This window comes from Pseudomonas sp. NPDC089741, from assembly GCF_044748825.1.
In the GTDB taxonomy this organism is placed as follows: domain Bacteria; phylum Pseudomonadota; class Gammaproteobacteria; order Pseudomonadales; family Pseudomonadaceae; genus Aquipseudomonas; species Aquipseudomonas helmanticensis.
Genome location: NZ_JBIVGT010000015.1, coordinates 82,573 through 93,293, shown reverse-complemented (window position 1 = coordinate 93,293; position 10,721 = coordinate 82,573). Strand labels below are relative to the sequence as shown.

The following is a 10,721-nucleotide window of genomic DNA, read 5'->3' as shown; positions in this document are numbered from 1 at the left end:
CCGCCTGCAGGGATCTGAACTGAACAACACTCACTGAGGCGTTTTCGCCGACGGCAAGAGCTGCTCCTTGAACGGAATATCAGCGGGTACGCTGATTCCGCTGGCAAGCCACTGACTGCTCCACCCAAGGATCAGGTTTTTGGACCAATCGGCGACCAATAGAAATTTTGGTACGAGCTGTGATTCTTTCCACCACCCGTCCTGCTGTACCGGCCCCAGGCTCAACAGCCCGACCGCCACGACCACCAGCAACACGCCACGCGCTGCGCCGAAGGCCATGCCGAGGCAGCGCTCGGTCCCGGACAACCCGGTGACGCGAACCAACTCGCCGATAAGATAATTGATCATTGCGCCCACGATCAGTGTGGCGACAAACATGATGGCACAGCCCGCGATCACGCGAGCCGATGGGGTTTCGATGTATCCGGCGAGGTACTCGGACAATGAGCCACCGAACATCCAGGCGACGACTCCTGCGATGATCCAGGTCACCAGCGATAATGCTTCCTTGACGAAGCCGCGGCTCAAACTGATCAAAGCGGAGATGGCGATGATTGCAACGATCGCCCAGTCAACCCAGGTAAATGGCACAGTGCAGCCTACAGACGGATAAGGCGGCGCATTTTAGCAGAGCGCATGCCTCTCGGTAAGCTGCGATTGTCAGTGCATTTCAATCGAGGCGATAGTTTTCAGCCACGCTCAGGCTGGAAGCGCACGACGAAACCCTTGAGGTTCTGCTGACGACCCAACAGATCACGCAGACGATCGGCTTCGGAGCGCTCGATCAGCGGCCCGACAAACACCCGATTCTTGCCGTCGGCCGAACGGATATACGCGTTATAGCCTTGGCTGCGCAGGGTTTTCTGCAAGCTCTCGGCACTGGCACGGCTCGACAGGCTCGCCAGTTGCACCGACCAACTCACCGACAGGCCGTTGGCATCGACGCGGCTTTGCGTGGTATCAGGCTTGCTCGACGCAGCCGCGATCGGCTGGGCAGGCGCCGGAATCGACTTGGCCACCGCAGGCGGCGCAGCAGGCTTGGTGATCATGATGGGCGCCGTCGGCGTTGCTGCAACGGGCGCAGCAGGCGCCGTGTCTTCGGCGACTTCTTCATCCGTTGGCACTGGCTCTTGCGGCAAGGCTTGCGGTTCAGGCACGGCCACCGTTTCCATTTGCACCTGCGGCACAACGGGCGCCTGTGGTGCGGCCGGGGCTTCGACAGTCACTTGACGCTGCTCATCCTGACGGGAAAACAGCATCGGCAGGAAAATCACTGCCAGCGCCACCAGCACCAAAGCGCCAACCATGCGCTGCTTGTACGCTTTATCCAGCAAAGCCATTTGCCGCTTCCTCCGTGGAGTGCCGGGCCAGCCATTCAAGGGCCTCGGCGACACAATAAAATGATCCGAACAACAGAATCTCGTCGTCGCTGGTAGCTACTGCACACTGCCCTTCCAGCGCGTCGGCGACACTGTCGTAAGACGTGACGGACGCGCCAAGGTTGTGCAGGGCCGCATGCAACTCACTCACCGGGCGCGCACGCGGCGAATCCAGTGGCGCCACGGCCCAGTGCTCGACACTAGCATTCAACTCGCCGACAACACCATCGAGATCCTTGTCCGCCAGCAGCCCGAACACCGCCAGGCGCTTGCCGACCGGTGGCCGCGAGGCCAGACGACGGGCCAGATATTCGGCCGCATGCGGATTGTGCCCAACATCCAGCAACAAATTCAGGCGCTTGCCGTTCCAGTCGAACCCGCGGCGATCGAGACGTCCGACCACACGCGTCGCTTGCAACGCCGCGACGATCTGCTGCGCATCCCATGGCAAACCAAGCAGCAGATAGGCCTGCAACGCCAGCGCGGCGTTTTCCATCGGCAGATCCAGCAGCGGCAAGTCATGCAGTTCAACCGCTTGGCCCTGCGCATCGGTGCCACGCCATTGCCAATACTGATCAGTGATGCCGAGGTCGAAATCTCGCCCGCGCAGGAAGAATGGACAGGCCAGCTCATGCGCCTTGTCGAGCAACGGTTGCGGAGGATTCAGATCGCCACACAGCGCAGGCTTGCCCTGACGGAAGATCCCGGCCTTTTCGAAAGCCACGGATTCACGGGTGTCGCCCAGGTAATCGGCGTGATCGACGCCAATACTGGTGACCAGCGCGATGTCGGCATCGACCACATTGACCGTATCCAGACGCCCGCCCAGACCGACTTCGAGCACCACAGCGTCAAGTTTTGCCTGTTGAAACAGCCAGAACGCCGCCAAGGTGCCCATTTCGAAGTAAGTCAGGGAAGTGTCGCCGCGGCCGGCCTCGACCGCAGCAAAGGCTTGGCACAGCTGTGCGTCAGTGGCTTCGACGCCATTGAGCTGCACCCGCTCGTTGTAACGCAGCAGGTGCGGAGAATTGTAGACACCAACGCTCAGGCCCTGCGCGCGTAGCAAGGAAGCCACGAATGCGCAGGTCGAACCTTTGCCGTTGGTGCCGGTGACCGTAATCACCCGAGGCGCCGGCTGGCCCAGCCCCATACGGGACGCTACCTGTTGCGAACGCTCCAGGCCCATGTCGATGGCCGACGGATGCAACTGCTCAAGGTAGGCGAGCCATTCGCCAAGGGTGCGCTCGGTCATAGGCCAGCAGGTACCGGCGGAACCACGATCGGTTCGATTGGCGCCGCGACGAATTTCGGCGTCGGCTTGCCAGTCATCTGTGCCAGCAGGTTACCCAGACGTGGGCGCAGTTCCTGACGGTGGATGATCATGTCGATCGCGCCGTGCTCCAGCAGGAATTCGCTGCGCTGGAAGCCTTCCGGCAGTTTTTCACGCACGGTTTGTTCGATAACGCGCGGACCGGCGAAACCGATCAGGGCTTTCGGCTCGCCGACGATCACGTCGCCGAGCATCGCCAGACTGGCGGAAACGCCGCCGTAGACCGGGTCGGTCAGCACGGAGATGAACGGAATGCCTTCCTCACGCAGACGCGCCAGTACAGCCGAGGTCTTGGCCATCTGCATCAGCGAGATCAGTGCTTCCTGCATGCGTGCACCGCCGGAAGCGGCGAAGCAGATCATCGGGCAACGGTTTTCCAGCGCGTAGTTGGCAGCACGTACGAAGCGCTCACCGACGATGGCACCCATCGAACCGCCCATGAAGGCGAATTCAAAGGCCGAAACCACAACCGGCATACCCAGCAAGGTGCCGCTGACGGAGATCAGCGCATCTTTTTCGCCGGTCTGCTTCTGTGCAGCGACCAGGCGATCCTTGTACTTCTTGCCGTCGCGGAATTTCAGACGGTCAACCGGCTCCAGATCGGCGCCCAGTTCGTTGCGACCTTCGGCATCGAGGAAAATGTCGATACGCGCACGTGCGCCGATGCGCATGTGGTGGTTGCACTTAGGGCAAACGTCCAGGGTCTTTTCCAGCTCCGGGCGATACAGCACAGCCTCGCAAGACGGGCATTTGTGCCACAGACCTTCAGGCACCGAGCTCTTTTTGACCTCGGAACGCATGATCGAAGGGATCAGTTTGTCTACTAGCCAGTTGCTCATGCTTTCTTTCTCCAGTACCGGCGGTTCGAACGCTCTGGTTCGCAACCCCGCGTATGCCCTTCAGCTAAATTCATGTGTGTGGCGATGGTGTCTGGGTGACCACGGTCAGCGCGAAACATGACCTGCGTGCCCTCCAGAAACCCTCAGCCGCGCCTGCTTTGTGCAAGTGCATTGATGGACGGCGGCAGACTGCCAGCCGTCACATCAATATCGGAACCGGCAGGTCCCTATATTCCTTTTACGGCGTAAATGAATGCGCGAATCTTTGCGTGATCCTTGATGCCCTTGCTCGCCTCTACCCCGCCGCTGACATCTACCGCGTAAGGTTTTACCCGCGCCACGGCGCCTGCGACATTTTCCGGCGTCAGACCACCCGCCAGAATCAGCGGTTTGCTCAAGCCTTGCGGAATCAATGACCAGTCGAACGCCTCACCGGTTCCGCCGGGCACGCCTTCAACGTAGGTATCGAGCAAAACGCCACTGGCGCTCGGGTAAGCATCGACGGCAGCAGCGATATCATCGCCCGCCTTGACCCGCAGCGCCTTGATGTACGGACGATGCCAGCCCTCACACTCTTCGGCGGTCTCGTCACCATGGAACTGCAGCAAGTCCAGCGGCACGGCGTCGAGGATTTCCCCCAGCTCGCAGCGGCTGGCATTGACGAACAGGCCCACCGTGGTCACGAACGGCGGCAGCGCCTTGATGATCGCCCGCGCCTGTTGCACCGACACTGCGCGCGGGCTCTTGGCGTAAAACACGAATCCGATCGCATCCGCCCCGGCCTCGACGGCGGCCAGCGCATCTTCCATGCGGGTAATCCCGCAGATCTTGCTGCGAACGGCTGACATGTCGAGAAAAACTCCAAGGCAAAATCCGGGAAAGTCCCGGATGGTAACAAAAGCGTTCGAGGGCGTCAGCCGTCCAGTTCGGAGAAACCCGTAAGGAAATGTGGCCCGACAAAACGCTCGGGCAACGGGAACTCTTCGTGATACTCGACCTGCACCAGATACAAGCCGTACGGATGCGCGGTCACCCCACCGGAGCGGCGCTCACGGCTTTCGAGGACTTCCTTCATCCACTCGACCGGACGCTCACCCGCGCCAATGGTCATCAACACACCGGCGATGTTGCGCACCATGTGGTGCAGGAAGGCATTGGCGCGGATATCGAGCACGATCATCTTGCCGTGACGGGTCACGCGCAGGTGATGCATTTTCTTGATCGGCGACTTGGCCTGGCACTGACCGGCGCGGAACGCACTGAAATCGTGAGTACCGATCAGGTGCTGCGCCGCCTCGGCCATGCGCTCGACATCGAGCGGGCGGTGGTTCCAGGTAATTTCTTCGTTGAGATGCGCCGGGCGGATCTGATCGTTGTAAATCACGTAGCGATAACGCCGGGCGATGGCTTTGAACCGCGCATGGAAATGCGCCGGCATCACCCGCGCCCAACTGACGCTGATGTCATGGGGCAGATTGATATTGGCGCCCATCACCCAGGCTTTCAGCGAACGATCGACCTGAGTGTCGAAATGCACCACTTGCCCACAGGCATGCACGCCGGCGTCAGTGCGCCCGGCGCACTGCAACGAAACCGGCGAGTTGGCGACTTTTGACAAGGCTTTTTCGAGCTCTTCCTGCACCGTCTTCACACCCGTCAGCTGACGCTGCCAGCCGCTGTAGCGCGAGCCTTTGTACTCAACGCCCAGCGCAACGCGGTAAAAGCCGTCGGGGGCCAGTTCGGCGACCGGGTTATCTATGTTTGCCAAGGTGGGACAGCCTGCTGTTTTTGCAAAGGCGGGCATTATAAGGCCTCAGGATCAAAAGATCGCAGCCTTCGGCAGTTCCTACACAGAAATCCGCATTCCCCTGTAAGAGCTGCCGAAGGCTGCGATCTTTTGACCTTGAAAACCAAAAAAAACGGCAGCCTTTGTGGGCTGCCGTTTCGTTTACCGCTGGACTGATTACAAGCTCGAGAGCATTTCCTTGGCCTCGCCACGCTGCTTCTCGTCACCCTCGGTCAACACTTCGTTGAGGATGTCACGCGCACCGTCGCTGTCGCCCATGTCGATGTAGGCCTGAGCCAGATCGAGCTTGGTCGCGGCTTCATCGGTGCCGGCAAGGAAGTCGAAATCGTCTTCGCCCAGATCGCCACCCATCGCTGCATCGGCTTCGGTGAAGGTCGGCTCGGCAACCGATTGCGACAGGCGATCGAGCTCAGCATTGACGTCATCCAGCTCCGCTGAGAAGGCATCAGGCTCAGCCGCCGGGTTACTGTCCATTTCGTCTGCCAGCGACAGGTCGAAATCGGCCGGCAATTCCAGATCATCCTGCGGCAAGTCGGCCACGACCGGTGGTTCTACCGGCGACAGGTCTTTCACGCCCTCGTCCAGATCCAAGAGGAAATCGTCGTCCGCCAGGTCAACCGCTGGAGCTGGAGCCGGATCAGCACCGAGGTCCAGATCGAGGTCGAAGTCCGACAAATCGTCGAGGTTCTCTTTGATCTCGGTCTGCTGTTGCAGCACCGACTCGAAGCTCAGGTCGTCGTCCGACGGAAATTCGTCCAGCTCGACCGGCGCCTCAGGCTCAACAACCGGCGCGGGTTCTACCGGCGTGATGTTGTCGAGATCGTCCAGGCTCAGGTCAAACGCGCTGTCGAGATCGTCTTCCACTGGCGGCGCCGGTGCTTCAGGCTCATCCAGCAGCAAGTCCTTGACGTATTGCGCGTCCAGCTCGGCAGCGACGGCGGCAGCCGCCAGACCGGCAGCAGCGACGACGGCCATGGCCGGGAAGCGGCTTTTCAGTTCTTCGACCTTGGCAAAGTTGTCGCCGTTGGCCACCAACTGACGCTCCTGGCCGACGAACGCATCGCGATCGCCCTGCTGACCATAGACTTCCATCAGTTTCAGGCGCAGGTCACTACGTTGTGGCTCTAGGCTGACGCCCTCCTCCAGCAACGCCGCAGCCTGATTCAGGCGACCGGCATTGATGTGCGACTGCGCCTTGTCGAGCACGTCATCGGAACGCTCGGCGGCCGGTGCCACCAGCGGCGCAGCAATCGGTTCGGCCATTACCACGGGCGCCACGACTGGTGCAGGAGCCGGAGCCGGGGTTGGCGCCGGAGTATTCAGCTTGACGCTGGCGGCAGGTGTTTCCAGACCTTCGAAGCTGCTTTCCGGCAGATCCTGTTCGGCGGAGAACTCTTGCTCTTCGGCCAGCGCACGCGCCATGCGCACGTGCTTCTCGGCTTCCTGCTGAGCTTTGCGGCGACGTGCCAGCAACAACAGCAGGAGCAGCAGGACCACCGCACCGCCACCGATCAGCCCCAGCAGGATCGGATTGGTCAGCAGTTCGTTGAACGTCTTCTCGTCATCGACCGCAGGTGTCGGCGCGACCACCGGTTCGGCCGGTGCCTCGACCGGTGGTGCGATCGCCGATTCAGGCGTCGGCGATGCCGCCGCAGCGTCTGCCGGCGTCGCAGGTGGCGTGGCAGCCAATTCGGCGGTGATCGCCGGAACCGCTGCTGCCGCACCATTCGCCGCTGGCGCTGCGCCCGAACCTTCGGCCTGCAACTTCGCCAGTTGATTGTTTTTCAGCTCGATCAGCTTTTGCAGTTTGTCCAACTGACTCTGCAGATCGGTCATGCGGCTTTTCAGTTCCTCGTTGTCACGACGGGTCGTGTCGAGGCTTTCCTGGGTCACCGCCAGTTTGTTGCTCAACGCCTTGGCGTCGCCCGCCGGGCCTTTGCCGCGACCTTTAGCACTTTCGGCAGAGACCAGGCTGAGGTTGTCCTGAGCGTTTGATGCAGCACCAGTGTTCGCCCGGCCGCGATTGGTCGCATCGAGCTGCTGCTGGCCGCTGCCCGGCTTGGCCACATAACGACGGCCCTGACGCCAGGCTTCGTTCTGCGCCGCCACTTCGGCGATCGCTTTGTTCTGCGGCAACGCGGTACTTTGCACCGCGTCCGGCAGTCGCAAAACCTGACCGGTTTTCAGACGGTTGATGTTGCCGCCGATGAACGCGTCCGGGTTCAGCGCCTGAATCGCCAGCATGGTCTGCTGCACCGAACCACCGGTGCGCGCCTTCGCGGCGATTTCCCAGAGGGTATCGCGCGGCGTGGTGGTGTATTGCGTCGGGTGCGTGGCGCCAGTGGTCGGCGCAGCGATGGTCTGCGATGGTGCCGGTTGCGCGGCGGCATCAGCGGTCTGCGGCGAGAACTTCGACGGATCGAGCAGCACGCTGTAGTCGCGCAGCAGACGGCCGTTCGGCCACATCACCTGCACGAGGAATTTCACCATCGGTTCCGACAGCGGCTTGCTCGACGTCACGCGCAGCACGCTTTTGCCGCTGGCGTTGAGCACCGGGGTGAAGGTCAGATCGTTGAGGAAGGCCTGGCGATCAACGCCGGCCTTGGCAAAATCTTCGGCTGAAGCCAGGCTCGGTACCACTTCGGCAGCGGTGAGATCCTTGACGTCGAGCAGCTCGATTTCAGCCACCAGCGGCTGGTTCAGGGTCGACTTCAGGGTCAGCTCCCCGAGCCCGAGGGCATGCGCCATACCGGAGGACAGCGCCGAGGCGGCCGCTATTGCTAACACCAGTTTGCGAACTTGAACCATAGCCTCATCCTTTGTTTGAACGTTCCTCGGCCAGCGAGAAGATATTGATTGTCGCTGCCGTAAGGCATTGCGCGCGACGACGACAGATGTCGCGCGCGATCATTTCTTTGATGCCCCGGAAAGTCCCGGAGGGTGACACGTTATCAAGCGCTCCGGGCAAGCATAGCGCTCACCTAGAATCAGTCGACAAATTGTTGCCAAGTATCTTTTACAGCAGGTCTTTTATCAACAATTCAGCCACCTGCACAGCGTTAAGGGCTGCACCTTTGCGTACGTTATCTGACGTCAGCCACAGATTAAGTTCCGCCGGGTCGTCGACGCCACTGCGCACGCGCCCGACGTAGACAACATCCTGACCCACTGCGTCACCGACCGCTGTCGGATAATCACCGGCCTCGACCAGCTCGATACCCGGCGCATCTTCGAGAGCGGCGTTGACCTTTACCAGGTCGACAGCCTGCGTTGACTGCAAGGTCACGCTAAAGCTATCGCCAAAAAACACCGGGGCTTGAACGCAAGTTGCGGAAATCTTTAATGAAGGCAGCGCCAGCACCTGGCGCAACTCGCGCACCAGACGTTTTTCCAGCAGCGTGTGGCCCTGCGCGTCAGGCGTACCGACCTGTGCCAGCACGTTGAAAGCCATCTGCCGATCGAAGAAGGTTGGCTCCAGCGGACGCATGTTCAGCAACTCGGCGGTTTGCCGCGCGAGTTCGGTAACGGCTTCGCGGCCTTGGGCGGAAACGGCCAGATTGGCGGTGACATGCACCGATTGCAGGTCGAGCAGATCGAGCAGCGGCGCCAGCACCACAGCCAGCGAAGTGGCCGACGGGCTTGGGCTGCTGACCTGGAACGGCGCCTTCAAACCGGCGAGCCGGGCGGCATTGGCCTCCGGAACGATTTGTGGCGCCTGATCGGCCGGCAGCGCGCCAGACAGGTCGATCAGCGAGCAACCGGCAGCCTGCACGCGGGCGGCATAGCTCAGAGTGATCGCCGGGCCGGCGGCGAAGAACACCAGTTTGACCTTGCTGAAATCGAACTCGTCGACTTCGCGAACGCGCACGTTCTTGTTGCGGAACAGCAGCGAACTGCCGGCGGATTCGCTGCTCGCCAGCAGGTGCAGATTACCGACCGGGAAGTCGCGCTCTTCGAGAATCTGTACGAGGGTTTCGCCGACAGTACCGGTGGCGCCGATTACGGCAATATCTAGGGTCTGGGTCATGGTGCGAGCCTCTGGCGAAACGGGGGGAGCGGCACTTTACCGGGTGACCGCCGCACAGGCAATTTCTGCCGGGGATTTGCGGTGCTTGCACCGGCCCCTTCGCGAGCAGGCTCGCTCCCACATTTAAAATGCATAACCCCTGTGGGAGCGAGCCTGCTCGCGAAGAGGCCAGACTAGGCAACCGAGAAATCCAAGGCATAAAAAAACCCGCACCTCTTTCAAGGCGCGGGCTCTTTCATTGCATCAAACGATCAACGCTCAAGCAAAATCCGCAGCATGCGACGCAGCGGCTCGGCCGCGCCCCACAGTAGCTGGTCGCCAACAGTGAACGCGCCGAGGAACTGCGAGCCCATGTTCAGTTTGCGCAGACGACCGACCGGAACATTCAGGGTGCCGGTGACCTTGGTCGGGCTCAGCTCCTGCATGCTGATATCGCGCTGGTTCGGCACCAGTTTGACCCAAGGGTTGTGCTGGCTGATCAGCCCTTCGATGTCGGCGATCGGCACGTCTTTGTTCAACTTGATGGTCAGCGCCTGGCTGTGGCAACGCATGGCACCGATGCGCACGCAGATGCCGTCGACCGGGATCGGGCTCTTGAAGCGACCGAGAATCTTGTTGGTCTCGGCCTGGGCCTTCCACTCTTCGCGGCTTTGGCCGTTCGGCAGTTCCTTGTCGATCCACGGGATCAGGCTGCCAGCCAACGGTACGCCGAAGTTTTCGGTCGGGTACGCGTCGCTGCGCATGGCGTCGGCCACGCGACGGTCGATGTCGAGGATCGCGCTGGCCGGATCGGCCAGTTGATCGGCGACAGCAGCGTGGGTCGCGCCCATTTGCTTGATCAGCTCACGCATGTTCTGCGCGCCGGCACCGGAGGCCGCCTGATAGGTCATGGCGCTCATCCATTCGACCAGACCCGCTTCGAACAGGCCGCCCAGGCCCATCAGCATCAGGCTGACGGTGCAGTTGCCGCCGATGTAGTTCTTGGTGCCCGCGTCGAGCTGCTGGTCGATAACCTTGCGGTTGACCGGATCGAGAATGATCACTGCGTCATCGTTCATGCGCAGGCTGGAGGCCGCGTCGATCCAGTAACCCTGCCAGCCGGCTTCGCGCAGCTTCGGGAACACTTCGCTGGTGTAGTCGCCACCCTGGCAGGTCAGAATCACGTCGAGGGTCTTCAGCTCGTCAATGCTGTAAGCATCCTTGAGCGGAGCAATGTCCTTGCCCACGGACGGGCCTTGGCCACCGACATTGGAAGTGGTGAAAAACACCGGCTCGATTAGATCGAAATCCTGCTCTTCCAGCATCACCTGCATCATCACGGAACCGACCATACCGAGCC

Annotated in this window: 9 protein-coding genes; all 9 read right to left on the bottom strand. The window is 61.2% G+C overall.

From position 1 onward, the window contains the following. Positions 1-30: 30 nt before the first annotated feature. Entirely contained in the window at positions 31-591 is a 561-nt protein-coding gene (locus tag ACIPZE_RS16450) for a CvpA family protein (RefSeq protein WP_400773908.1), read from the bottom strand. A 98-nt stretch (positions 592-689) separates the two neighbouring features. Continuing rightward, positions 690-1,340: an SPOR domain-containing protein gene (locus tag ACIPZE_RS16445; RefSeq protein ID WP_129394707.1), complete on the bottom strand. Its 651-nt coding sequence runs from the start codon at positions 1,338-1,340 to the stop codon at positions 690-692. Then, complete coding sequence (folC, locus tag ACIPZE_RS16440; RefSeq protein WP_400773905.1) at positions 1,324-2,631, bottom strand: bifunctional tetrahydrofolate synthase/dihydrofolate synthase; 1,308 nt, start codon at positions 2,629-2,631, stop codon at positions 1,324-1,326. Before folC ends, ACIPZE_RS16445 begins: the two co-directional genes overlap by 17 nt. Then, a complete protein-coding gene (gene accD / locus ACIPZE_RS16435; protein WP_283435834.1) occupies positions 2,628-3,548 on the bottom strand; it encodes an acetyl-CoA carboxylase, carboxyltransferase subunit beta in 921 nt (306 codons plus the stop codon). Before accD ends, folC begins: the two co-directional genes overlap by 4 nt. Before the next feature lie 227 nt (positions 3,549-3,775). Beyond that, complete coding sequence (locus tag ACIPZE_RS16430) at positions 3,776-4,396, bottom strand: phosphoribosylanthranilate isomerase (RefSeq protein ID WP_283435833.1); 621 nt, start codon at positions 4,394-4,396, stop codon at positions 3,776-3,778. Positions 4,397-4,461: 65 nt separating this feature from the next. Then, positions 4,462-5,352, bottom strand: a complete 891-nt coding sequence (gene truA / locus ACIPZE_RS16425) for a tRNA pseudouridine(38-40) synthase TruA (RefSeq protein ID WP_400773902.1) — start codon at positions 5,350-5,352, stop codon at positions 4,462-4,464. A 159-nt stretch (positions 5,353-5,511) separates the two neighbouring features. Next, on the bottom strand, positions 5,512-8,163 hold the full coding sequence (locus ACIPZE_RS16420) for a FimV/HubP family polar landmark protein (RefSeq protein WP_400773900.1): 2,652 nt from the start codon (positions 8,161-8,163) through the stop codon (positions 5,512-5,514). Between the two features lie 208 nt (positions 8,164-8,371). Then, complete coding sequence (locus ACIPZE_RS16415) at positions 8,372-9,382, bottom strand: aspartate-semialdehyde dehydrogenase (RefSeq protein ID WP_283435831.1); 1,011 nt, start codon at positions 9,380-9,382, stop codon at positions 8,372-8,374. A gap of 251 nt (positions 9,383-9,633) precedes the next feature. Beyond that, a complete protein-coding gene (asd, locus tag ACIPZE_RS16410) occupies positions 9,634-10,713 on the bottom strand; it encodes an aspartate-semialdehyde dehydrogenase (protein ID WP_400773952.1) in 1,080 nt (359 codons plus the stop codon). Between the last annotated feature and the right edge of the window lie 8 nt (positions 10,714-10,721).

Excerpts from the sequence above, each read along its gene's own strand:
- ACIPZE_RS16415 (WP_283435831.1), bottom strand. The coding sequence starts at position 9,382 with ATGACCCAGACCCTAGATATTGCCGTAATCGGCGCCACCGGTACTGTC.
- folC (WP_400773905.1), bottom strand. The coding sequence starts at position 2,631 with ATGACCGAGCGCACCCTTGGCGAATGGCTCGCCTACCTTGAGCAGTTG.
- ACIPZE_RS16420 (WP_400773900.1), bottom strand. The coding sequence starts at position 8,163 with ATGGTTCAAGTTCGCAAACTGGTGTTAGCAATAGCGGCCGCCTCGGCG.
- asd (WP_400773952.1), bottom strand. The coding sequence starts at position 10,713 with ATGGTCGGTTCCGTGATGATGCAGGTGATGCTGGAAGAGCAGGATTTC.
- truA (WP_400773902.1), bottom strand. The coding sequence starts at position 5,352 with ATGCCCGCCTTTGCAAAAACAGCAGGCTGTCCCACCTTGGCAAACATA.
- accD (WP_283435834.1), bottom strand. The coding sequence starts at position 3,548 with ATGAGCAACTGGCTAGTAGACAAACTGATCCCTTCGATCATGCGTTCC.
- ACIPZE_RS16430 (WP_283435833.1), bottom strand. The coding sequence starts at position 4,396 with ATGTCAGCCGTTCGCAGCAAGATCTGCGGGATTACCCGCATGGAAGAT.
- ACIPZE_RS16445 (WP_129394707.1), bottom strand. The coding sequence starts at position 1,340 with ATGGCTTTGCTGGATAAAGCGTACAAGCAGCGCATGGTTGGCGCTTTG.